Here is a 21,932-nt window from a genome sequence, read left to right on the forward strand (position 1 = left end):
GCCGGATACTGTTCCCCGGCGGCGCGCTTGCCGGGCCTAAACGCCAGCCGGACGGTTCCCTCTCCCTCCGGGAGAGGGCGAGGGTGAGGGGAAGCACTGCAGGTGGTTGTTTATGTTATCGGTGGCTTCAGCGTAGTTTGCGCTCCCGGCTAATCGTCTGCGTTATGTCATTCATGGCGCAGGGAGCGCACAGGGGGCGGCCAGTCGCCGCCGCCCCCTGTACCCCCGGGCTCCGGCCAGCAAAATCGCCGCTGCGCGGTACCTTCGACTTTTCCCTGCAGGCTTCGGGTCGGGCCGAGGCAGCGTCCCTGCAAAACACGGCCCTCAGCCCGCATCCATGCGGGCTGCCCCGGCCTTCCGGGAACGTCTCAGCGATTTTGAGGCCGCCAGCCCCGGCAGTTTCAGTCGCCGCAAGTGGGTAAATTAACGGCAGGTCGCACGAATCGTAGGTCGGGTAAGCGAAGCGCCACCCGACAAAACAACCGCGCATCCGCTGACTTCACCTCATTCGGTGTTCTCCGTTGACCAGCGCGTCGCGATCGAAAAAGCGCTGGATCACGCCCTCCGCCATAAACGCCGCCCGATCGGACATATGGGCGATGACGTCGGCATCATGGCTGACCAGCAGATAGGTCATGCCGTGCTCCTGTTTCAGGCGGTTTAGCAGATTGAGGATTTCCGCCTGTACCGACATATCCAGTGCCGAGGTCGGCTCATCCAGCAGCAGGATCTGCGGGCGCAGCAGCAGGGCGCGGGCAATGGCCACGCGCTGCCGTTGACCGCCGGAGAGCTGATGCGGATAGCGGCGCGCGGCGTCGGCGGCCAGACCCACCTGTTCAAGGGCGGTGGTCACCCGCGAGGCAACGTCGCGGATGCCGTGGATCTGCAGCGGCTCCGCCAGGGTGCGCCACAGGGTATGGTTGGGATGCAGCGAAGCATACGGATCCTGAAACACCATCTGCACGTTGCGCCGCAGCTCGCCCTGAAAGCGGGCGCCCGGCGTAATGGCCTGGCCGAGCAGATCCACGCTGCCGCGCCATTCGCGCTGTAATCCGGCGAGCACGCGCAAAATCGTCGATTTACCGCAGCCCGAGGCGCCGATCAGGCTGAAGGTTTCCCCGGCGTCGACACGGAAACTGGCGGCGGAGACCGCCGTCTTCGCGCCGAATGTTACCTGTAAATCCTGAAGATTAACGATCGCCATGGGCCGTCTCCGTAAAGTCCTGAGTTCTGTCGAGGGTCGGCAGCATCTGGCCGTAAGTATGCGCATTCGGCCGGCAGGTCCACAGGGTGCGGGTATAAGGGTGCGTCGCCGTCGGTAGCGCTCGCGCTGGCATCTCGTCGACCTGTCTCCCCTGGTACATCACCAGCACGCGATCGCAATGCGCGGCCACTAACGGCAGATCGTGGCTGATCAGTAACATGGCCATCTGCCGCTGCGCGCACTGCTCCACCAGCAGCTCGAGGATCTGGTTGCGCAGGCGGGCGTCAAGGGCCGAGGTCGGCTCGTCGGCTATCAGCACCTTCGGGTTATTGAGCAGCGCGAGGGCGATCATTACCCGCTGCCCCATCCCGCCGGAGAGTTCGCCGGGATAGCGGCTGAGGACCGGGAGATCCAGACCGACGGCGGCGATAGCGTCTTTGACCGCCTCGGCGCGCCCGCGGCGGCTGAGACGCTGATGCAGGGTTAACGCCTCTTCCAGCTGCGTCTGAATGGACTGCACCGGATTCAGCGCATAGCGCGGGTCCTGCAGCACCATAGCGATATCGTTGCCGCGCAGCTCGCGCCAGCCGCGGGCGCTAAGGGTCAGCACATCACGCCCCAGCACCTCCAGCCGTTCGGCGCTCACTATCCCGGGCTTGCGCACCAGGCCCATCAGCGCCCGGGCGGTCATTGATTTGCCGGAGCCGGATTCGCCCACCAGCGCCAGCCGCTCGTTGCCGAGGGTGAAGCTGACGTTGTCCACCACCCGGGCGGTGGGGTAGTCGACAGCGAGTCCCTGCACGGTCAGTCGGATGTCAGTCATGTTGCGGCTCCAGAATATCGCGCAGGCCATCGCCCAGCAGGTTAAACGCCAGGCTGGCGAGCAGGATCGCCGCGCCGGGGATGGCAGCGATCCACCACTGGTCGAAAATCACCTGCATCCCGTCGGCAATCATCGCTCCCCACTCCGCCATCGGCGGGCGAGCTCCAAGGCCGAGAAAGCCGAGCCCGGCGGCGGCGAGAATAATACCCGCCAGATCGAGCGCCAGCCGGACAATTGCCGACGGCAGACACAGCGGCAGAATATGGCCGACCAGCAGCCGCCCGCCGCGGATGCCCAGCATCTCCGCCGCGGCGAGATAGTCGCTATGGCGCAGGCGCTGAATTTCACTGCGCGCCTGACGGGCGTAAGCCGGCCAGGTAGTCAGGGCTAACGCCAGCGCGCCGTTGACCAGCCCCGGGCCGAGCATCGCCACGAACGCGAAGGCGAGGATCAACCGCGGCATCGACATCACCACGTCGGTAAACCGCATCAGTATTCGCTCCAGCCACCCGCCATAGTAGCCGGAGAGGATACCCACCAGCAGCCCGACGGGCAGGGTAATGGCGGTTACCAGCGCCACCAGACCCAGCGCCGGACGGGCGCCGTAGAGCAGGCGCGACAGCAGGTCACGGCCGTAGCTGTCGGTGCCGAGCCAGTGCCCCGCGCCAGGTCCCTGCAGACGGGCGGCGGCATCCTGCCAGTTGGGATCGTGCGGCGCCAGCCACGGGGCGAACAGCGCGGTCAGCACCAGCAGGATCACCAGGGCCAGGCCGCTGAAGGCGGCGGGTGATCGGCGCAGACGGCGTAAAAACAGATAAGTCGGCATCAGCGCACCCTCGGGTCGGTTAACCGCACCAGCAGGTCGGTCAGGTTATTGATCAGCACAAAACTCACGCCAATCAGCAGCGTGCCGCCCATGATCGCCGTGGTATCCCCGGCGAACAGCGCGGTGGTGAGATAGCGGCCGATCCCCGGCCACGAGAAGACGGTTTCGGTGAGCACCGCCCCTTCGAGCATCGAGGTCCAGGTGAGGGCGGTCACCGTCAGCAGAGTGCCGCGGATATTGGGCAGGACGTGGCGCAGCAGAATCGTCATCTCTCCGGCCCCTTTGGCCCGCGCCAGCAGAATGTACTCTTTGTTCATCTCGCTCAGGCAGGCGGAGCGGGTCAGGCGGGTGATGCTCGCCAGCGAGTAATAGGCCAGCACCAGCACCGGCAGCGCCAGATGGCCGATGGCATTTTTAAATGCGGCGGTATCGCCGGAGAGCCAGGTGTCGATCAGCGCAAAACCGCTGCGCGGCTCGACAGTGTACTGATAAATATCGTCGAGTCGACCCGGGCCCGGCGCCCACTGCAGCCGGGCGTAAAACAGGGCCAGCATCAGCAGGCCGAGCCAGAAAATGGGCACCGAGTTGCCCAACAGGGTAAAGGTGCGCACCGCCAGATCCCACGGCGAACAGGCGTAACGGGCGCACAGCACCCCGGCGACGATGCCCAGTACCGCGCCGACGATCAGCGCCAGGGTCGCCAGCTCAAGGGTTGCCGGAAAGACCGCCAGCAGGTCGAGAAGCACCGGCTGGCCGGTGGCGCTGGCGATGCCAAGATCGCCATGGGACAGGTTGACCAGGTAGTGCCAGAACTGGACCGGCAGCGGTTGGTCGAGACCCAACTGATGGCGAACCTGGTCGTAAGTCGACTGACTGGCATGGTCGCCGACGATCTGCAGCACGCGGTCGACCGGCGACAGCGCGGAGAGCGCGAAGGTGACCAGCAGCAGCCCGAACAGCGTCAGCAGCAGGGTAAACAGCCCCTGCAGCAGGCGGGTAAAATGAGTGGAAAACGATGGCATGGAAAATGGAAATTCCTGGTATATCAACATGGTTCCCGGCGGCGCGACGCCCACCGGACCCGGGTGGCGAAACGGTCATCCGGGCAGGGCGAGGCCGCCATGCCCGGTGACATAACCCGCTTACTTGGTGACGTTATCGTACCAGACCATATCGGCGTTCAGCCCCTGCTGATAGCCCTTCACGTTGTCGCGCACCACGATCTGGGTTTTCCCCTGGTCAATAAAGACGTATGGCGAATGCTGCAGCAGGGTTTCCTGCATCGTTTTGTACAGGTCGAGGCGTTTCGCCGGGTCCGGCTCCGCCACCGCGGCGAGGGTGGCTTTATTCAGCTCAGGGATCTGCCAGCCGTTGAGCCCGGCCACGGTGCTGGATTTACCATCGTTCCATGCAAAGGCGCTGGCGTTGGAATGGGCATCAAAGTAGTCCGGGATCCACAGGCGGATCGCCGCCTGATGCTGCTTCGCGCGCACCCGGGCATAGACCTGGCTGCCGGCGGCGGGTAGCAGATCCACCTTCACCCCGCCCTGGGCAAAGCTGGCCTGCAGCGACTGGGCGATGGTGATAAACGGCGGTTTGTTCTCCACGTCGAGGGTGAAGTGGGCATCCTTAATGCCCGCTTTATCGAGGATAGCCTTAGCTTTTTGCGGGTTGAAGGTGAACGGATTGGTCTCCAGCGCCCCCGGCAGGCCGGCCGGCAGGAAGCTTTGATGAATAAAGTACTGTCCTTTCAGCAGATTTTTGGTGATGCCTTCATAATCGACCAGCCAGCGCGCCGCCTCCCAGAAGGCCGGATTATTCAGCAGCGGGTTGGCGCTGTTGGCGGTATTAAACACCAGGTAGTTTTGCTCGGCGGACGGGATGCTCAGCACCTTCACGCCGGGTTTATCCTGCAGGGCGGCTATCTGGTCAGCGCCGAGGTCGCGGGCCACGTCGGCATCCCCCTGCTGGATCAGCAGGCGGCGGGAAGCCGGGTCGGGGACATTTTTAATAATAATGCTCTTGATCTTCGGCGCGCCGGTGGGGGAGCTGGCGTTGGCCTCCAGCACAATGGCCTGATGCGGCTGGTAGATGCGCATTTTATAGGCCCCGCTGCCCGCCGAGTGCATCTTCAGCCAGTCGTTGCCGAAGTCGTTATTTTTCGCGTTCGGCGCCACCTGTTTTTCATCAACGATGGAGGCGATGGGGGTGGAGAGAATATTCAGCGCCACCGCCGGGCTGACGTCGGCGGTCCAGTGCAGCGTCAGGGTATGATCGTCAACTTTTTTCAGCTGGCTGGCGATGTTGTCCGGCTGCCAGCCGAGCACGTTGAGAATAAACGCTGGCGATTTATTCAGCGTCACCGCGCGGGTGTATGAGAAAATCACATCTTCCGGGCGCAGCGGATTACCGGAAGCGAATTTGGCATCCGGCTTCAGTTTAATGGTCAGGGTTTTCGCCGCCGGATCGGCCTGCCAGCTTTCGGCGAGAATCGGTACGATTTTTTCAGGGTTGTTGCGGTCCGGCTGCACCAGACGCTGGTAGAGGCTGGGGACCGTCTGAATGCTGGAGAGTTCGTTCGCTTCCGCCGGGTCGAGGCTGACGATATCGTCGAGACCCTGGGCGACCACCAGCGTGTTGGGCGGCGTGGCGGCATGCGCGGCGGTGGAGAGCGCCGTCAGTACCAGTAAAGGCAACAGTTTTTTGGTCATGTGCAATCCCTGAAAAATGGTTATTTTAATTTTTTATGCCTCGCTACGTTAGGCCGCTTGCGAAAAGGCGTAAAGTCAAAATAAGGATATTCTTATGCTAAAAACGCATAATCAAGAACGACAGGTTATTGCCGGTCGCGCAGAAGCGCCTTTCTCCGCTGCGGGCTTCTTGCTATAACGCATTGTCTATTGCGAGGAGGTGGGTGTGCCGGAAATCAATGAGTTTGGCCAGCAGGTGAACGACCTTGTCCCAGGCTGGCAGGGGGCGCGAGTCCTGCGACGGACGGCGTTAAATGGCCGTTTTTGTCGACTGGAGCCGCTGGACGTTGACCGTCATGCGGCGGATCTGTTTGCCGCCTATGCGCTCGGTGACAACAGCGACTGGACGTGGCTGGCGTCTACGCGGCCGGAGAGCGTGGCGGCGACCGCCCACTGGATCGCGGGCAAGGTGAATGATGATGCCCTGGTGCCGTATGCGGTGATTGACCTCCATAGCGAGCAGGCGGTGGGCATCGTCAGCTATATGGCGATCGAACGGGAAATGGGCACGGTTGAGATCGGCCATGTCACCTGGTCGCGACGGATGAAAAACACCCCGCTGGGTACCGAAGCGGTCTGGCTGCTGCTGAAGAACGGCTTTGACCATGGCTATCGTCGGCTGGAGTGGAAATGCGATTCGATGAATGTCGCCTCGCGCCGCGCCGCCGAACGGCTGGGCTTTAGCTGGGAAGGACGTCTGCGGCAGAGGCTGGTGCGTAAAGGGCGGACGCGCGACAGCGATATGCTGTCCATCATCGACGGCGAGTGGCCTGCGCGCGATGCGGCGCTGCGGGCGTGGCTGGCGGCGGAAAACTTTACTGCCGACGGGCAGCAGATCAAACGCCTGGAGGCGTTTCGCTAACTCTGCAAAGTGAATGGGCAGAGCGCATCACGCCAGCTCTGCCCATACAAAGGCTATTTCTCGATCATCTGAATAATTTGATCCCGGTTAATGGCATGTTCATTTCCCGCGATATCCTCATAGGTGATTAACCCAGTATCGTCATCGACCTCCGGTTTTCCGTGGGTGATAATCATCTCACCATTTTTTTTCTCTAATACATAATCGCTGGAACACCCCGCAACGGTGAACGTTAATAATGCCAAACCGAATACTGCAACGAACTTTTTCATTGTGCTACCTGTTGTAAGAAAGCCACAGTGGGCCGCAGAATATGACAGACTAACCAGTTATCGAAAGTGGGTCATAATTAACACCGAATAAAGTATTAACATGGCGACTAACGTAATAACCACAATACGACGCTCAAGGGGCGTGGCCTTTTTCTTAGATTCATCATCTGGTTTTGTTAACATAATATTCTCTCTGTTAGCCCTGTCAGTGCTCCCGATTCCGACACCGGCAGAGGTGAGTTCTCGGCAATATTGTCGGGATGAACGACTTGCTAGTTGTTATTTAATACCCAGAGTTAAAGTAACGATTCCAGTGATAACCATTCAAAGACCCGTTCAGGCATTTTTGGCTAACACAACATTAAAAATCTCATTTTTATGGCTGAAGCTGGCTATGCCTGCCGCAGACTCTGTTGCGCAGGCAGCACGCTTATTATCTTTTCGCACGTAACGGATAAGAAATGCCTGTTATTATCAATGCTCCGGGGCTGGAAACGGCAAACCCCGGATGACGTTATTAAATGATTCTCACCAAAATATTAAAGAGGCCTATTTAAGATGATGAGAATCACAATTCGCCATTAAGCTAATATAATTTTGCAAATAAGCTATAGATTCGTCGGTTTACAAAATAAAGGTACCTTCAATAACCAGACAGGCTTCGCCTGAGAGTTCAACACGTCCGTTATCTTTGATGTGGCAGAAGAGTTCTCCCTTACGGTTGCCACCTTGCTGGGCATGAAGCGTTTTTTTCGCCAGTTTCTCACTCCACAGCGGCGCCAGAAAAGTATGTGCCGAACCGGTGACCGGATCTTCGTTGACTCCCACCTGCGGACCGAACCAGCGAGAACGAAAATCGAAGGTCCGTGATGCGGCGGTGACCACCACGCCACGGGTGTTGAAGGCATTCAAGGCGTTAAAGTCGGGTTTAAGCGCGTCCAACAGCGCTTCGTCATCAATGACGACAATAATATCGGAGGCTTGCCAGGTTTCACCTGCGTCTTCAGCCAGTCCCAGCGCCTTGAACAATCCTTGCGGCGCGGCGATGGGTGACGGAACAACCAGCGGAAAATCCAGGGTATATTTTCCGTCATGCATCGTGACGTCCAGCGCGCCGCTGCGGGTGAAAAAACGCACCCGATCGCGCGCTTGTTGATTGAGCAGCACGCTGGCCGCAGCCAGCGTGGCATGACCGCAGAGATCGACCTCGACGGCTGGGGTAAACCATCGCAATCCGAAACCGTCAGGCTGCCTGACAACAAAGGCCGTTTCCGACAGGTTGTTTTCCGTCGCAATGCGCTGCAGCACGCTATCTTCAGGCCACGCCTCCAGCAAACAAACCGCGGCGGGATTGCCGGTAAAGGGGCCTTTTGAGAAAGCATCGACCTGATAAAAGCGAATGCGCTGCTGTGAATTATTTTTCATTCATCACCTCAAGGTCATTATAAACCGTATATCGTGTTACCCCCAGGGCCTGAGCCGCCTGCTGCACGCCCCCGCGCATTTTAAAAATACCTTTCGTATGCATTTCAGCGACAATTTTCAAACGCTGCGCTTTTTGTATTTTTTTACCCGGCACTGAATATTTATCAATGATTTCCTGGATTGACTGATCGATCAATCCGCCTAAATTAAGATCGACCGCCTCTGCGGCCTCCGCCGGCGATGGCAGCAGCGCGTCAAGGCTCTTGCGTATTTGCTCAAAAGGCGAGGGGTCGACATTAATACAGAAGGCGATAAGCGGATATCCCTCTTCGCTGTAATAAATTGTCGATGCGCTATTGAGCGTTTTCCCTGAAGCGGTGACGGTTTTATAATCGCTTATGGTTCTCGGCTTGTTGTTATTCGTCTTCTGCAGAAGCAGCGCAAAACCGGTATCTTTTTCCGGACCGGCTAATAAATGATCGCCATTACCCCTGCCGCTAACATGACCGTTAATAATTTTGATAATGGAATGTTCTGGGGTAGTGAGATTATGCAACACCACCTCCTGATTCGCTGATAACGTTCCCGCCATGGCGTCCATGGCTGCTTCAAGCGGCCCGGCGATCTGTGCAACCTGCTGTGTGTACTCTGATGTCATGGATGATCCTCTGCTGGAATCGTGGTCAGGAAGCGACCCCGGAACGCTATTTTACCATGGGAGATTCGCTGACAGGATTAAGTTATACGCACAATGTTTAATTATCAACAAAAAGTTGAATTTTTAGCGCTGGCAGCGTAAATTCCGCTGCGCAAAGCGTCAGCGCTCATGTCGGGTGCGTCTTTATGTTATGGAAATATAATGAGAATTTTTGGCTTGATAGTCATTGCCGTTCTGCTGGTGGCCTGCGGAGTCATTCACCCCTTCGGCGACAAAACCATCTATCAGACTTATTCGGTACCCGATCGGCTGGGGCTGCACTGGCGCTATGACTGCATACGCAGCGCCCTGAAGCCGCAAGGCTATGAGGTTGAGCGCATCATCCCCGAGCAGAATGCGCCAAACTTCTTTGATATTTCGCAGCACGGCACACGAGTCGCCCAGATCGATATGTATCAGGTGGCTGGGGCGAGGGCGATAAGTATCACCCTGATATCCGGTGCAAAACAGGTGAATGCTGCTATCGATAGCATTATTCAGCCGTGCCTTGATCGCTAAGGGATGCTGGAAAGGTGAGGAGTGTCCTTTCCGCACGGGAAAGGACAAGCGTGGCCTAAACGGTTAGCGGCGAACCGGCGCGTCGCCAGCGACATAATACGCCGCGGTGCTGCGCGGCAGCGGCTGGCGGCCGCGAATGGCGTCAGCCATCTTCTCGCCGATCATAATGGTGGTGGCGTTCAGGTTGCCGGTGATGATCTGCGGCATAATCGACGCATCGATCACCCGCACGCCTTCCAGACCGTGGACCCGGCCTTCGCCGTCGACCACCGCCATCTCGTCGTAACCCATCTTACAGGTCCCGCATGGGTGGAATGCGGTCTCGGCGTGGTTGCGCACAAACTCATCCAGCTCGGCATCGCTCTGGCAGTCAATACCCGGGCTGATTTCGCGGCCGCGATACTTATCCAGCGCCGGCTGGTTCATGATCTCCCGGGTGATGCGAATGGCGTCGCGGAACTCCTGCCAGTCCTGCTCATGGGACATATAGTTAAACAGGATCGCCGGGTGGGCGTGCGGGTCGCGCGACTTCAGGCGCACGTGGCCGCGGCTCGGAGAACGCATCGAACCGACGTGGCACTGGAAGCCATGCTCTTTTACCGCGTTGGAGCCATTGTAGTTAATCGCTACCGGCAGGAAGTGGTACTGAATGTTCGGCCAGGCGAACTCGGCGCGGCTGCGGATAAAACCGCCCGCTTCGAACTGGTTGCTGGCACCGATCCCGGTGCCGCCGAACAGCCACTCGGCGCCGATCTTCGGCTGGTTCCACCACTGCAGCGCCGGGTAGAGCGAAACCGGCTCTTTGCATTCATATTGCAGATACATCTCCAGATGGTCCTGCAGGTTTTCCCCCACGCCGGGCAGATCGTGCACCACCGGGATATCGAACTGCCTGAGCAGCTCGGGGTTGCCGACGCCGGAGCGCTGCAGGATCTGCGGCGAGGCAATCGCCCCGGCGCACAGCAGTACCTCTTTGTTGGCCGTCGCTTTTGACGGGATAGTGCTTTCCCCCTCCAGCCACTCGACGCCCACCGCGCGCTTGCCGGCAAAAATAATGTGATCGGTCAGCGCATGGGTGCGGATGGTCAGGTTGGGGCGACCGCGCGCCTGGTCGAGATAGCCGCGGGCGGTGCTGGCGCGACGGCCCTGCGGCGTCACGGTGCGGTCCATCGGACCAAAGCCTTCCTGTTGGTAACCGTTAAGATCGTCGGTGCGCGGATAACCCGCCTGCACCCCGGCTTCAACCATCGCCTCGAAGAGCGGATTATTGCCCGGCTTCGGCGTGGTGACGCTCACCGGGCCATCGCCACCGTGGTAGTCGTTGGGCCCGATATCACGGGTTTCCGCTTTCCGGTAGTAGGGCAGGCAGTCGAGATAGCTCCAGTGTTCCAGCCCTGGCGCGGCGGCCCAGTTATCGAGGTCCAGGGCGTTGCCGCGTATGTAGCACATGCCGTTGATCAGCGACGAGCCGCCGAGCCCTTTGCCGCGTCCGCACTCCATGCGGCGATTGTTCATGTACGGCTCAGGTTCGGTCTCGTAGGCCCAGTTGTAGCGCTTGCCCTGCAGCGGATAAGCCAGCGCGGCGGGCATCTGGGTGCGGAAATCGAACCGGTAGTCCGGGCCGCCGGCTTCCAGCAGCAGGACGGTGGTGTTTGGATCTTCAGTCAGTCGTGTCGCCAGAACGTTGCCGGCGGAGCCGGCGCCAATAATGATGTAGTCAAATTGCAAAAAAACCTCCCGGTTAAAATATGGACTGGAATTTACCCATCTCAACCTGGATGGACTTCACCTGGGTGTAACTCTGCAGGGTCATCACGCCGTTCTCGCGGCCAATGCCGGAGTGCTTATAGCCGCCGACCGGCATCTCCGCCGGGGATTCCCCCCAGGTGTTGATCCAGCAGATACCCGCTTCGAGCTGATGAATGGCGCTGTGGGCGCGGTTCAGGTCGGCCGTGACTATACCCGCCGCCAGACCGTAGTCGGTATCGTTGGCGCGGCGGATCGCTTCTTCATCGGTGTCATAGGTGAGGATGGACATCACCGGGCCGAAGATCTCCTCGCGCACGATGGTCATCTCATCGCTGCAGTCGGTAAACACGGTCGGGGCCACCCACGCGCCGTTGTCAAAGCCTTCGCCCTTCAGCACGTCGCCGCCGCACAGCAGGTTCGCGCCTTCTGCTTTGCCTTTGGCGATGTAGCGCAGCACATTGTCACGGTGCGGGAAGCTGACCAGCGGGCCAAAGTTGGTGCGTTCATCGAACAGATCGCCTGCACGGATGCGGCCCACGCGCTCAACGATTTTCTGCTCAAACGCCGCCTTAACCTTCGCGGGGACGAACACCCGGGTGCCGTTGGTGCACACCTGTCCGGAGCTGAAGAAGTTGGCCATCATGGCGATGTCGGCGGCGAGATCGAGATCCGCATCGTCGAAAATAATCAGCGGCGATTTGCCGCCCAGCTCCATCGTCACCTCTTTCAGAGACGAGCCCGCCGCGTTGGCCATCACCTTTTTGCCGCTGGCGACGCCGCCGGTAAAGGAGACTTTAGCGATACCCGGATGCTCGGTCAGGTACTGGCCGGTCTCCGCGCCCACACCCGGCAGGACGTTAAACACGCCGTCCGGCAGACCCGCTTCGGTATAGATTTCGGCAAGTTTCAGGGCGGTGAGCGGGGTCACTTCGCTCGGCTTGAAGATCATCGCATTGCCCGCCGCCAGCGCCGGGGCGGATTTCCACAGAGCGATCTGGATCGGGTAGTTCCATGCGCCAATCCCGGCCACCACACCCAGCGGTTCGCGGCGGGTGTAGACGAACGACGTCTCGCGCAGGGGGATCTGACTGCCTTCCAGCGCCGGGATCAGCCCCGCGTAATACTCCAGCACGTCCGCGCCGGTGACGATATCCACGGTTGAGGTTTCGGAATACGCTTTACCGGTGTCGAGGGTTTCCAGCTTTGCCAGCTCGTCGTTCCGTTCGCGCAGGATATCGACGGCGCGACGCAGGATGCGCGAGCGTTCCATGGCGGTCATCGCCGCCCAGATTTTTTGCCCACGCCGCGCGCTCTCGACGGCGCGGTCGACATCCTCGCGTCCGGCAGCCTGTACGCTTGCCAGGACTTCACCGTTGGCCGGGTTAATGGTCTCGAAGGTGCGACCGCTGGTGGCGGATGTATAACCACCATGGATATAAAGCTGCTGTTCTGCCATTCGGGACATAAATTCTCCTCGGTTATTCGGTCGGTAAATGCTGGCTGATGAAGTGGCTGGTCAGCGACTGCGCCAGCGTCTTATCCAGCGGTTTGCCGCTCAGGGCGGCGCGCAGCCACAGGCCGTCTATCAGCGCCGCCAGCCCGTAGCCGGCCTCCTGGGCCTGCTGGCGCGGCAGCTCCCGGCGGAACTCGTACACCAGGTTCGACAGCAGGCGGCGGCTGCTCACCTGCTGCAGGCGGTAGAGCATCGGCTGGTGCATGCTGCTAGCCCAGAAGGCCAGCCAGGCCTTCATCGCCGCGCTGCTGATCTGCGTCTCATCAAAGTTGCCGCCGACTATCGCCTGCAGGCGCTCTCCGGCGCTGCCGTCCGGCAGAGCGTGCAGACGGTTGAGCACCGCGTCGCGTAGCTGGCTGGTGATGTCGCGCATGGTCGCCTCCAGCAGACCATTTTTGTCTTTGAAATAGTGACTGATGATCCCCGTCGACACGCCCGCCCGCCGGGCGATCTGCGCGATGGTCGCGTCGTGCATTCCGACTTCATTTATTGCGTCCAGCGTGGCGTCGATCAGTTGCCTGCGCCGGATTGGCTGCATCCCCAGTTTGGGCATTTTTGCCACTCCATTCATCAGCGTTGGTTAACTATTAAAGCGGTTTTTGATTGGACGTTCAATATAAAATGTGTCTTAATTGTTACGTGATTGAATTTTAATAGTTACAAAAACAGTGGGGATACTGGATGACAGATCTTTCGCAAAACAGAGAAAAGGACAAAATCAATCCGGTGGTTTTTTACACCTCTGCCGGACTGATTTTGTTGTTTTCCCTGATGACGATCTTTTTTCGCGATTTTTCTGCCGAGTGGATTGGACGCACCCTGGGCTGGGTGTCGAAAACCTTCGGCTGGTACTATCTGCTGGCGGCGACGCTGTATATCGTCTTCGTCGTCTGCATTGCCTGCTCGCGCTTCGGATCGGTGAAGCTCGGGCCGGAGCAGTCCAAGCCCGAGTTCAGCTTGCTGAGCTGGGCGGCGATGCTGTTCGCCGCCGGGATCGGCATCGACCTGATGTTCTTCTCCGTGGCCGAGCCGGTGACGCAATATATGCAGCCGCCGGAAGGGGCGGGGCAGACCATCGAGGCGGCGCGCCAGGCGATGGTGTGGACCCTGTTTCACTATGGCTTAACCGGCTGGTCGATGTATGCCCTGATGGGCATGGCGCTGGGATACTTTAGCTATCGTTATAATTTGCCGCTGACCATCCGCTCGGCGCTGTACCCGATTTTCGGCAAACGGATCAATGGGCCCATCGGCCACAGCGTCGATATCGCGGCGGTGATCGGCACCATCTTCGGCATCGCCACTACCCTCGGCATTGGCGTGGTGCAGCTCAACTACGGTCTGAGCGTGCTGTTCGATATTCCGGACTCGCTGGCGGCGAAAGCGGCCCTGATTGCGCTGTCGGTGATCATCGCCACCATCTCGGTCACCTCCGGGGTGGACAAGGGCATCCGCGTGCTCTCTGAACTGAACGTCGCCCTCGCGCTGGGGCTGATCCTGTTCGTGCTGTTCATGGGCGATACCTCCTTCCTGCTCAATGCGTTAGTGCTCAACGTCGGCGACTACGTCAACCGCTTTATGGGCATGACGTTGAACAGCTTCGCCTTCGACCGCCCGGTAGAGTGGATGAACAACTGGACGCTCTTTTTCTGGGCGTGGTGGGTGGCCTGGTCGCCGTTCGTTGGCCTGTTCCTGGCGCGCATTTCGCGTGGGCGCACCATCCGCCAGTTTGTGATGGGCACCCTGATCATTCCGTTCACCTTTACCCTGCTGTGGCTGTCGGTGTTCGGCAACAGCGCGCTGTATGAGATCATCCACGGCGACGCGGCCTTTGCCGAGGAGGCGATGCTCCACCCGGAGCGCGGCTTCTACAGCCTGCTGGCGCAGTATCCGGCGTTTACCTTTAGCGCCTCGGTGGCGACCATTACCGGCCTGCTGTTCTACGTCACCTCCGCCGACTCCGGCGCGCTGGTGCTGGGGAATTTCACCTCGAAGCTGAAGGACATTAACAGCGACGCCCCGAACTGGCTGCGCATCTTCTGGTCGGTAGCTATCGGCCTGCTAACCCTCGGGATGCTGATGACCAACGGCATCTCGGCGCTGCAGAACACCACGGTGATCATGGGGCTGCCGTTCAGCTTTGTGATTTTCTTCGTGATGGCCGGACTGTATAAATCCCTGAAAGTGGAAGATTACCGTCGGGTCAGCGCCAGCCGCGACACCGCCCCGCGCCCGATGGGCCTGCAGGACCGGCTGAGCTGGAAGAAGCGCCTGTCGCGGCTGATGAATTACCCGGGCACACGCTATACCAAACAGATGATGGAGACGGTGTGCTACCCGGCGATGGAGGAAGTGGCCCAGGAGCTGCGGCTGCGCGGCGCCGCGGTGGAACTGAAGAGCCTGCCGCCGGAAGAGGGCGAGAACCTTGGCCACCTCGACCTGCTGGTGCACATGGGCGACGAGCAGAACTTTATCTACAAGATCTGGCCGCAGCAGTACTCGGTGCCGGGCTTTACCTATCGGGCGCGCAGCGGGAAATCCACCTATTACCGGCTGGAGACCTTCCTGCTGGAGGGCAGCCAGGGTAACGACCTGATGGACTACAGCAAAGAGCAGGTGATCACCGATATTCTCGACCAGTACGAGCGGCACCTGAACTTTATCCATTTGCACAGGGAAGCGCCGGGGAACAGCGTGATGTTCCCGGATGGCTAGCCAGGGAGCCCCCGTCGGCGAAAGACTGACGGGGGCGACGGGCGGTTACTGGTAGTTAAAGGCGTCCGGATGGTTGTCGAGGCTACCGCTGAGGGCGGCAAACAGCACGGTTTTGCCATCGATGGACAGGGCGTCGCTGACGTTAAGCCAGGTCAGCTTCTCCTGGTCGGTTTTTTCATCGACCACCGAGTAAACGCCTGACATCTGTTTGCTTTTCTCCGACCAGATCACCGCGATACGCTCGTGGCCGCAGTCGTGGGGTTTGCAGGCGCTTAACACCTGCCAGGATTCGCTGCCCAGCTTCACCGTCTGCGCCGGCGAACCGGTGCCGCCGGTGGTCACCCAGGCGGGCAGCTGATGGCCTTTGACCATCTGGTTAAACGACGCCCGGGTGGCGCTATCGTGGGCCAGACTGTTCAGCGTGACGTCGCCTTGCGCCATAACGCTGGCGGAGGCGGCTAAGGCGATAATAGCGGTAAGCGTTTTAAACATGTTTCCTCCTGGACTTATTCCGTCCTGATAACAAGCCTCTTTATAGTGAGCGTAGATAATGATTAATGCAAACTTTGACATATATCCCGTGAAGGATTAGCGGCGGTGCGCGCATGGACGTTACGCTAAGCGATATGCCATGATGCGGATTGATTAACTTTTTCCAATATATGCCCTTGTGATAAAGCAGTTAGCGAAATGGCATAGTTATTCAGGCGATAAAGCATGGCGTATGTGAATCATCTACTGACGTTTATTGAGAGTAATCCGGCGCTGGCGGTGGGATTTAACCTTATTCTGCTACTGTTCTCCGGCATATTTGCCCACCTTTTATGCAAGTTCTTGCTGATTAAAGTGGTGCGTAAGGTCTTCTTTGGTAGCCATAAACAGGACGTGCCGCTGGAGAAGGATCGACGCATCGCCGAAAAGCTGTCCAATTTCATTCCGGTTATTATCGTCTATTACGTTCTCCAGTTTATGCCGGCGATGCCGGCATCGCTGGTGACGGCGATTAATACCGTCTGCGGGATCTTGTTTTTTATTTTTATGTCGGTGTTTTTCAACGAGATGCTGGATATTGTTAACAGCTCTTATCTGCGAAAAACCAAACGTAAAAATCATTCCATTAAGGGCTATATCCAGATAGGCAAAATCTTAGTTCACATCCTGGCGGCGATTATGATCCTCGCCGTGATGTCGAATAAATCGCCGATTATTATTATCTCCAGTTTGGGGGCGGTGGCGGCGGTGCTGATGATCGTGTTCCAGCATACCCTGCTGTCGCTGGTGGCGAACGTTCAGCTGTCGTCCAACGACGTGCTCCAGCTGGGGGACTGGATTGAAATGCCTGACAAGAACCTCAGCGGCGAGGTGACGGATATCGCGCTGCACACCATTACCATCCGCAACTGGGACAATACCATCTCCCGTATTCCCACCAAGAATTTCCTCACCGAGACCTATACCAACTGGCAGGCGATGTTCTCCTCCGGGGCGCGGCGGATCATGCGCAGTATCGCCATCGATCAGCACTCGGTGCGTTTTCTCGACCAGGAGATGCTCTCCTCGATGCTGGCCATCCGCGGGGTGAATGAGCCTTTGACCACGTTGCTTGACGGCCGGGATCCCGGCGGCGTGGCGGACCGCTGGTTTGTCGATAACGGCCTGACCAACCTGACTCTGTTTCGCCACTACCTGATGCACTATCTTGCCGAGCGGCCGGATATTATTAAGGAGATGTACATTGTGGCGAGAACGCTGAAACCGTCGCCGTCGGGTATCCCACTGGAGATTTACTGCTTCACCTCCTCGACGCTGTGGAAAGACTACGAAAACACCCAGTCGGCGATATTTGAGTACATTACCGCGGTGGCCGGGCAGTTCTCCCTGCGCCTCTATCAGTATCCCGCCGGGCACGATTTCTGGCGTCTCTCCCAGGAGCACGCCGCCCGGGCTGGCCTGCCGCCGTCGGCCGAAGGCTAAGCGCTGATCTGCTGGCGCCAGAGGGCGATCTCCTCTTCCAGCCAGGCGATGAACCGGGCGATTTCCGGCCGGTTCTCCGCCTGCGGGGAGACGGTCAGCCAGTAGTGCCAGGGGTAGGGGACGGTGACGGCGGTGAGCTGCACCAGCTCGCCGCGGGCTATGGCTCCCGCCACCAGCGAGCGCCGCTCCAGCGCCACGCCGGCCCCCAGGCGAACCGCCTCCAGCACCAGGTTGGAGTCGTTCAGGCGCAGGCCCGCGGGGACGATGGTCTTTTCCAGCCCCGCCTGGCTGCACCAGGGGTGCCACGACTCCATGGAAAAAACGATATCGCTGGCGGCGATCGCCTGCGGGGTGGTCGGCAGGTCGCCGCCGCGATAGTGCGGCGCGGCCACCACCAGCTGTTCATCGGCAAACAGATGCCGGCTTTCCATCCCCTCCCAGTCGCCTTGCCCCATGCGAATGGCCAGATCGATACCCTCCTGCTGCAGGTTGACTACCGCCAGGCTGGTCAGCAGGCGCACCGCGATCTGCGGATGTCGCGCCTGAAAGCGCGCCAGCCGCGGCAGCAGCCAGTGGCAGCCAAAGGAGGGGAGGGTCGCCAGGGTCAGTTCCATGGTGCGGGGTTTGATCTGCACCATCCGCGTGGCGTCGGCGATGTGCTGTAACGCCTCGCGGATTTGCAGGGCATAGAGCCGCCCCTCTTCCGTGATGCGCACCCCGCGGCCGTGGCGGACAAACAGTGAGACGCCGACCAGGGCTTCCAGCTGTTTGATGTGCTGGCTGACCGCCGAATGGGTCACGCTCATTTCGTGGGCGGCCTGCGTCACGCTGCCGAGGCGCGCCACCGCCTCAAAGCTGCGCAGGCTGGCGACAGGGGGAAAATCTGCCATGGTGATCTCTCTGGTCAAGGAGTCGATACGTTAACGTTACTACCGGGTTAGCGGGTTTTATAGCCGCCGTGAACAGGCTGTCGAGGGGATGCAGGCTGTCTCAGTCGGTATAGCACAGGGGAGACAGGCGAACTACCCCGTGGCGCCAGTTTGTTAGTTTTCCTAACCATTGCGGTAAGCATCCCCTGATATTCGCGGGGCGGGTTTTGCAGTAAGGTAAGCCAGCAACCCCTTTATCGCAGGCAGGAGTGACGATGAAACTCATTGGTATGATGGATTCACCTTATGTAAGACGCGTGGCGGTTTCTCTGGCGCTCTATGGCGTGGAATTTGAGAGCCTGCCTCTATCGGTCTTTAGCGGCTTTGACGAATTCTCCCGTATTAATCCGGTGGTCAAGGCGCCGACGGTGATTCTTGATAACGGGACGCAGCTGATGGACTCCACGCTGATCCTCCATTATTTCGAAACGGCCAACCCCGCCGGGCGTCGGCTGCTTCCCGCTCATCCCGAGGCGCTGGCCCACGACCTGCACCTGCTGGGGGTGATCCTCGCCGCCAGTGAAAAAGCGGTCCAGCATGTTTATGAGCACCGTCTGCGGCCGGAAGAGAAGCAGCATCAGCCGTGGATAGCCCGGGTGACCGGCCAGCTGCTCGCCGCCTGTCGGGAATGGGACGCCCGGCTGGCAGACCGCGCTGTCGCCGCGCATCCGGACCAGGTGATGGTCACCAGCACGGTGGTCTGGTCCTTTATCCAGTTGATGATCCCGGCGGTGGTGCCGGCAGCGGAGTTTGCGCATATTCGCGCGCTGGCGCAGAAGGGGGAGGCGCTGCCGGCGTTTCAACAGTATCCTCTGGCTTAACGGCGGGGATGGAGAGGGGCGCCGCAGCGTGGCGCCCTGAAGCAGGAAAGGATCACCAGCAGACAAACCCGCCGTCGACCACCAGGTCTACGCCGGTGCAGAACGAGGCGGCGTCGCTGGCGAGGAACAGCGCCGGGCCGGCCATCTCTTCCACCTTCGCCATCCGCTGCATCGGCGTCTGGCTTTCAAACTCGCGGGTTTGGTGCACCATCTCCGGACGGGTATTCATCGGCGTGGCGGTATATCCCGGGCTGATGGAATTGACGCGGATCCCTTTGCCCACCCACTCCATCGCCAGGCTTTTCGACAGATGGATCACGCCGGCTTTGGAGCAGTTGTAATGCGCCTGGTCGAGGCCGCGGTTAACGATAATCCCCGACATCGAGGCGATGTTGATAATCGACCCGCCGCCGGATTCCAGCATCAGCTCCGCTTCCGCTTTGCAGGAATTCCACACCCCGGTGAGATTGATATCGATCACCCGCTGCCATTGCTCGCTCTCCATCTCCAGCGCCGGATTGGCGTTGGCGATCCCGGCGGCGTTGACGGCGATGTCGAGGCGGCCAAAGCGGCTTTTGGCCAACGCGACGGCGGCGCGCAGGTCGGCCAGCTGGCGGACATCGCCGGTGTAGGCGCAGGCCTGGCCACCAATGGATTCAATATGACTGACCGTTTCCGCCAGCCCACCGTCGTCGCGAAGATCAAAACAGACCACCCGCGCGCCGGCGCTGGCGAGACTGCAGGCGATGGTCTGGCCAATGCCGCTGCCGGCGCCGGTGACAAAGGCGACGCGATCCCGCAGGCTAAACAGCTGTTGTGCAAAGTCTTTACCGATCATAATGATTATTCTCTTCAATATAGTGTCGAACATCGGGAGCCAGGCTTCCCGGTTGGCGGCGCGCCGCGCCTTAACCGGGCTACCGTGCTCAGGACATAATCAAACCGCCATCGATGTTAATGGTCTGTCCGGTGAGATAGCGGGCGTCGTCGGAGGCGAGAAACGCCACCAGCCCGGCGACGTCTTCCGGCTTGCCGGCGCGCTTCATCGGAATGCCCTCGACCCACTCCGCCATCAGCTCGCCTTTGCCGTAGCGCTTCTGCTCGGTGCTGAGAATTTCGCCCCACACGCGGTCGTTGTAATCCCACATTTCGCTTTCAATAATGCCCGGGCAGAAGGCGTTGACGGTGATATTCCACGGCGCCAGCTCATGAGCCAGGCTTTGGGTAATGCCGATCACGCCCATCTTGCTGGCGGCATAGTGCGGGGTATAGATAAAGCCCTGGCGCCCCTGACCGGATGAGGTGTTGATCAGGCTGCCGTGATTCTGTTTCACCATATATTTGGCCGCCTCGCGGCAGCACAGCCAGACGCCGGTGGTGTTGACCGCCAGCACTTTTTCGAAATCGGCTTTTGGCATCCGGTCGTAGTAATCGATGGTGATCACCCCGGCGTTCTGAATCGAGACGTCAATGGTGCCGAAGCGGGCGGCGGCCTGCTCATATAGCCCCTGAACCTGGGCTTCATCGGTGACATCGACCTGCAGCGATAAAATATCCGCCTGATAGCGCTGACGCAGGGTTTCGGCGGTCTCGTGAACGCGCTCGGCGTTGGAGACCATCACCAGATTCGCGCCGTCGCGGGCGAAGCGCTCCGCAATACCTGCGCCGATGCCGCGGCAGGCGCCGGTGATCACCACCGTTTTGTTCTGGAAATCTCGTTGCATATGTTGTTCCCTTTCGCTGAGCCGGGCACCAGGCCCGGCGGAAGATGTGAATCGTTGCCGGTTAGCTGGAGGTGGCGCCGTTGGGGGGGATGGCGGCCAGTTTCTCCTCGTGGCGGCGCATCAGGATGACCTTGCTCTGCAACTTCTGCTGGAACTGGTCGACGACCACGGCGGTGACGATCACCACGCCTTTAATCACCATTTGCCAGAAATCGCTGACGCCCATCATCACCATGCCGTCGGCAAGGAAGACGATGACGAAGGCGCCGATAATCGAGCCGGTTACCCGACCACGGCCGCCGGCCAGCGCAGTGCCGCCGAGCACGGTGGCGCCGATGGCGTCCATCTCAAACATGTTGCCGGTCATCGGGTGCGCGGTTTGCAGCTGCGATGCGACGATCAGGCCGACAAAGGCCGCGCACAGGCCGGAGAAGGCATAGACGAATATTTTCGCTTTCACGATCGGCACGCCGGCGAGGCGGGCGGCGGACTCGTTGCCGCCGATGGCGTAGATGTAGCGGCCAAGCGGCGTTTTGGTGGTCAGCCAGTAGCCCAGCACCAGGAAGCCGATCATCAGCCAGATGGGCAGATAGACGCCGAGCAGGGTGCCGGAGCCGAGGGTGGCGAAACCGGTGTTGCCCAGCGCTTCCATGCCGTTGAGATTCGGGTAGGTGCTCCCGTCGTTAAACAGCAGCGCGGAGCCGCGGGCGACGTACATCATGCCTAAGGTGCAGATAAACGGCGCCACGCCGAAGCGGGTGATCACCGCGCCGTTCACCAGGCCGACCAGCACGCCGAAGATCGCCACGCAGAGGATCACCTCCGGGACGTTAAAGAAGAGGATGTCGCCGTTCCACAGCGGCAGGCCGTTGGTCAGCAGCGCGCCCGCCACCATGCCGCAGATCCCCGCCACCGCGCCGACGGACAAATCAATGCCGCCGGTGAGAATGACCAGCGTCATGCCGATGGCCAGCAGGCCGGTGATCGCCACGTGCTGGGTCATGATCAGCAGGTTAGAAGCGGTCAGGAAGTTGGGTACCATCACGCTGAAGAATGCGATCACCAGCAGGAGGGCGATAAAGGTGCGGGCCTTCAGCAGGTACATATAAATCATATATTTCTGGTTCAT

Annotated in this window: 21 protein-coding genes; 5 read left to right on the forward strand and 16 right to left on the reverse strand. The window is 59.7% G+C overall.

The window, feature by feature from the left end; all coding sequences use genetic code 11:
- Positions 1–499 precede the first annotated feature (499 nt).
- The 5 genes from KHQ24_RS03555 to KHQ24_RS03575 form a co-directional block, all read right to left on the reverse strand.
- Positions 500–1,204, reverse strand: coding sequence for an ABC transporter ATP-binding protein (locus tag KHQ24_RS03555; RefSeq protein WP_064178050.1), 705 nt, complete (start codon positions 1,202–1,204; stop codon positions 500–502).
- Positions 1,191–2,027, reverse strand: coding sequence for an ABC transporter ATP-binding protein (locus KHQ24_RS03560; protein WP_023319923.1), 837 nt, complete (start codon positions 2,025–2,027; stop codon positions 1,191–1,193). Before KHQ24_RS03560 ends, KHQ24_RS03555 begins: the two co-directional genes overlap by 14 nt.
- Positions 2,020–2,853, reverse strand: a complete 834-nt coding sequence (locus KHQ24_RS03565; protein ID WP_004885647.1) for an ABC transporter permease — start codon at positions 2,851–2,853, stop codon at positions 2,020–2,022. Before KHQ24_RS03565 ends, KHQ24_RS03560 begins: the two co-directional genes overlap by 8 nt.
- Positions 2,853–3,875, reverse strand: coding sequence for an ABC transporter permease (locus KHQ24_RS03570; RefSeq protein ID WP_211777124.1), 1,023 nt, complete (start codon positions 3,873–3,875; stop codon positions 2,853–2,855). The genes KHQ24_RS03565 and KHQ24_RS03570 overlap by 1 nt, the downstream gene beginning before the upstream one ends.
- A 120-nt stretch (positions 3,876–3,995) precedes the next feature.
- Positions 3,996–5,564 carry an ABC transporter substrate-binding protein gene (locus KHQ24_RS03575; protein ID WP_087771307.1) on the reverse strand — a complete coding sequence of 523 codons (1,569 nt, stop codon included), beginning with the start codon at positions 5,562–5,564 and terminating at the stop codon, positions 3,996–3,998.
- Between the two features lie 205 nt (positions 5,565–5,769).
- Here KHQ24_RS03575 and KHQ24_RS03580 point away from each other — a divergent pair, with 205 nt between their 5' ends.
- Entirely contained in the window at positions 5,770–6,465 is a 696-nt protein-coding gene (locus KHQ24_RS03580) for a GNAT family N-acetyltransferase (protein ID WP_017899033.1), read from the forward strand.
- Between the two features lie 53 nt (positions 6,466–6,518).
- Here KHQ24_RS03580 and KHQ24_RS03585 read toward each other — a convergent pair whose 3' ends face one another.
- From KHQ24_RS03585 to KHQ24_RS03595, 3 genes are all read right to left on the reverse strand, one after another.
- On the reverse strand, positions 6,519–6,737 hold the full coding sequence (locus tag KHQ24_RS03585; protein WP_004885657.1) for a YgdI/YgdR family lipoprotein: 219 nt from the start codon (positions 6,735–6,737) through the stop codon (positions 6,519–6,521).
- 624 nt (positions 6,738–7,361) lie between these two features.
- Positions 7,362–8,162, reverse strand: a complete 801-nt coding sequence (locus KHQ24_RS03590; protein ID WP_017899034.1) for a PhzF family phenazine biosynthesis protein — start codon at positions 8,160–8,162, stop codon at positions 7,362–7,364.
- Positions 8,152–8,820, reverse strand: a complete 669-nt coding sequence (locus KHQ24_RS03595; protein WP_004885662.1) for a helix-turn-helix transcriptional regulator — start codon at positions 8,818–8,820, stop codon at positions 8,152–8,154. Before KHQ24_RS03595 ends, KHQ24_RS03590 begins: the two co-directional genes overlap by 11 nt.
- A 201-nt stretch (positions 8,821–9,021) precedes the next feature.
- Between KHQ24_RS03595 and KHQ24_RS03600 the strand changes: the two genes are divergently transcribed.
- Positions 9,022–9,378 carry a hypothetical protein gene (locus KHQ24_RS03600; RefSeq protein WP_017899035.1) on the forward strand — a complete coding sequence of 119 codons (357 nt, stop codon included), beginning with the start codon at positions 9,022–9,024 and terminating at the stop codon, positions 9,376–9,378.
- Between the two features lie 63 nt (positions 9,379–9,441).
- Here the strand turns inward: KHQ24_RS03600 and betA are convergent, their stop codons facing one another.
- Genes betA through betI form a run of 3 tightly spaced genes read right to left on the reverse strand, consistent with a single transcriptional unit; the run spans position 9,442 to position 13,193 of the window.
- Positions 9,442–11,106, reverse strand: a complete 1,665-nt coding sequence (gene betA, locus KHQ24_RS03605; protein ID WP_017899036.1) for a choline dehydrogenase — start codon at positions 11,104–11,106, stop codon at positions 9,442–9,444.
- A 13-nt stretch (positions 11,107–11,119) separates the two neighbouring features.
- Positions 11,120–12,592 (reverse strand): betaine-aldehyde dehydrogenase, encoded by a 1,473-nt coding sequence (gene betB / locus KHQ24_RS03610; protein WP_004885669.1) that lies wholly within the window; start codon positions 12,590–12,592, stop codon positions 11,120–11,122.
- Between the two features lie 13 nt (positions 12,593–12,605).
- Entirely contained in the window at positions 12,606–13,193 is a 588-nt protein-coding gene (gene betI, locus KHQ24_RS03615; RefSeq protein WP_017899038.1) for a transcriptional regulator BetI, read from the reverse strand.
- 128 nt (positions 13,194–13,321) lie between these two features.
- Between betI and betT the strand changes: the two genes are divergently transcribed.
- Positions 13,322–15,355, forward strand: a complete 2,034-nt coding sequence (betT, locus tag KHQ24_RS03620; RefSeq protein ID WP_004885674.1) for a choline BCCT transporter BetT — start codon at positions 13,322–13,324, stop codon at positions 15,353–15,355.
- A gap of 45 nt (positions 15,356–15,400) precedes the next feature.
- Here the strand turns inward: betT and ivy are convergent, their stop codons facing one another.
- Positions 15,401–15,847, reverse strand: a complete 447-nt coding sequence (ivy, locus tag KHQ24_RS03625) for an Ivy family C-type lysozyme inhibitor (protein WP_017899040.1) — start codon at positions 15,845–15,847, stop codon at positions 15,401–15,403.
- A gap of 225 nt (positions 15,848–16,072) precedes the next feature.
- Here ivy and KHQ24_RS24535 point away from each other — a divergent pair, with 225 nt between their 5' ends.
- Positions 16,073–17,329, forward strand: a complete 1,257-nt coding sequence (locus KHQ24_RS24535; protein WP_049116389.1) for a mechanosensitive ion channel family protein — start codon at positions 16,073–16,075, stop codon at positions 17,327–17,329.
- On the opposite strand, the gene KHQ24_RS03635 is transcribed toward KHQ24_RS24535, so the two are convergent.
- Positions 17,326–18,219, reverse strand: coding sequence for a LysR substrate-binding domain-containing protein (locus KHQ24_RS03635; protein ID WP_211777125.1), 894 nt, complete (start codon positions 18,217–18,219; stop codon positions 17,326–17,328). The two genes, KHQ24_RS24535 and KHQ24_RS03635, sit on opposite strands and share 4 nt — an antisense overlap.
- A gap of 254 nt (positions 18,220–18,473) precedes the next feature.
- Here KHQ24_RS03635 and KHQ24_RS03640 point away from each other — a divergent pair, with 254 nt between their 5' ends.
- A complete protein-coding gene (locus tag KHQ24_RS03640; protein WP_023319931.1) occupies positions 18,474–19,079 on the forward strand; it encodes a glutathione S-transferase family protein in 606 nt (201 codons plus the stop codon).
- A gap of 52 nt (positions 19,080–19,131) precedes the next feature.
- Here KHQ24_RS03640 and KHQ24_RS03645 read toward each other — a convergent pair whose 3' ends face one another.
- From KHQ24_RS03645 to KHQ24_RS03655, 3 genes are all read right to left on the reverse strand, one after another.
- Entirely contained in the window at positions 19,132–19,917 is a 786-nt protein-coding gene (locus tag KHQ24_RS03645) for an SDR family oxidoreductase (protein ID WP_023319932.1), read from the reverse strand.
- Between the two features lie 88 nt (positions 19,918–20,005).
- Positions 20,006–20,803, reverse strand: a complete 798-nt coding sequence (locus tag KHQ24_RS03650) for an SDR family oxidoreductase (RefSeq protein WP_002893589.1) — start codon at positions 20,801–20,803, stop codon at positions 20,006–20,008.
- 61 nt (positions 20,804–20,864) lie between these two features.
- Positions 20,865–21,932 (reverse strand): ABC transporter permease, encoded by a 1,068-nt coding sequence (locus tag KHQ24_RS03655; protein ID WP_002893591.1) that lies wholly within the window; start codon positions 21,930–21,932, stop codon positions 20,865–20,867.

It is taken from the genome of Klebsiella sp. 54 (assembly GCF_018223875.1).
GTDB lineage: Bacteria > Pseudomonadota > Gammaproteobacteria > Enterobacterales > Enterobacteriaceae > Klebsiella > Klebsiella quasipneumoniae.

What these genes read in the sequence shown, in the direction of transcription:
- KHQ24_RS03645 (WP_023319932.1), bottom strand. Translation starts at nt 19,917, where the DNA reads ATGATCGGTAAAGACTTTGCACAACAGCTGTTTAGCCTGCGGGATCGC.
- KHQ24_RS03595 (WP_004885662.1), bottom strand. Translation starts at nt 8,820, where the DNA reads ATGACATCAGAGTACACACAGCAGGTTGCACAGATCGCCGGGCCGCTT.
- ivy (WP_017899040.1), bottom strand. Translation starts at nt 15,847, where the DNA reads ATGTTTAAAACGCTTACCGCTATTATCGCCTTAGCCGCCTCCGCCAGC.
- KHQ24_RS03600 (WP_017899035.1), top strand. Translation starts at nt 9,022, where the DNA reads ATGAGAATTTTTGGCTTGATAGTCATTGCCGTTCTGCTGGTGGCCTGC.
- KHQ24_RS03555 (WP_064178050.1), bottom strand. Translation starts at nt 1,204, where the DNA reads ATGGCGATCGTTAATCTTCAGGATTTACAGGTAACATTCGGCGCGAAG.
- betI (WP_017899038.1), bottom strand. Translation starts at nt 13,193, where the DNA reads ATGCCCAAACTGGGGATGCAGCCAATCCGGCGCAGGCAACTGATCGAC.
- betB (WP_004885669.1), bottom strand. Translation starts at nt 12,592, where the DNA reads ATGTCCCGAATGGCAGAACAGCAGCTTTATATCCATGGTGGTTATACA.
- KHQ24_RS03560 (WP_023319923.1), bottom strand. Translation starts at nt 2,027, where the DNA reads ATGACTGACATCCGACTGACCGTGCAGGGACTCGCTGTCGACTACCCC.
- KHQ24_RS03575 (WP_087771307.1), bottom strand. Translation starts at nt 5,564, where the DNA reads ATGACCAAAAAACTGTTGCCTTTACTGGTACTGACGGCGCTCTCCACC.
- KHQ24_RS03635 (WP_211777125.1), bottom strand. Translation starts at nt 18,219, where the DNA reads ATGGCAGATTTTCCCCCTGTCGCCAGCCTGCGCAGCTTTGAGGCGGTG.
- KHQ24_RS03565 (WP_004885647.1), bottom strand. Translation starts at nt 2,853, where the DNA reads ATGCCGACTTATCTGTTTTTACGCCGTCTGCGCCGATCACCCGCCGCC.
- KHQ24_RS03650 (WP_002893589.1), bottom strand. Translation starts at nt 20,803, where the DNA reads ATGCAACGAGATTTCCAGAACAAAACGGTGGTGATCACCGGCGCCTGC.
- KHQ24_RS03655 (WP_002893591.1), bottom strand. Translation starts at nt 21,932, where the DNA reads ATGAACCAGAAATATATGATTTATATGTACCTGCTGAAGGCCCGCACC.
- KHQ24_RS03570 (WP_211777124.1), bottom strand. Translation starts at nt 3,875, where the DNA reads ATGCCATCGTTTTCCACTCATTTTACCCGCCTGCTGCAGGGGCTGTTT.
- KHQ24_RS24535 (WP_049116389.1), top strand. Translation starts at nt 16,073, where the DNA reads ATGGCGTATGTGAATCATCTACTGACGTTTATTGAGAGTAATCCGGCG.
- KHQ24_RS03585 (WP_004885657.1), bottom strand. Translation starts at nt 6,737, where the DNA reads ATGAAAAAGTTCGTTGCAGTATTCGGTTTGGCATTATTAACGTTCACC.
- KHQ24_RS03640 (WP_023319931.1), top strand. Translation starts at nt 18,474, where the DNA reads ATGAAACTCATTGGTATGATGGATTCACCTTATGTAAGACGCGTGGCG.
- betT (WP_004885674.1), top strand. Translation starts at nt 13,322, where the DNA reads ATGACAGATCTTTCGCAAAACAGAGAAAAGGACAAAATCAATCCGGTG.
- KHQ24_RS03590 (WP_017899034.1), bottom strand. Translation starts at nt 8,162, where the DNA reads ATGAAAAATAATTCACAGCAGCGCATTCGCTTTTATCAGGTCGATGCT.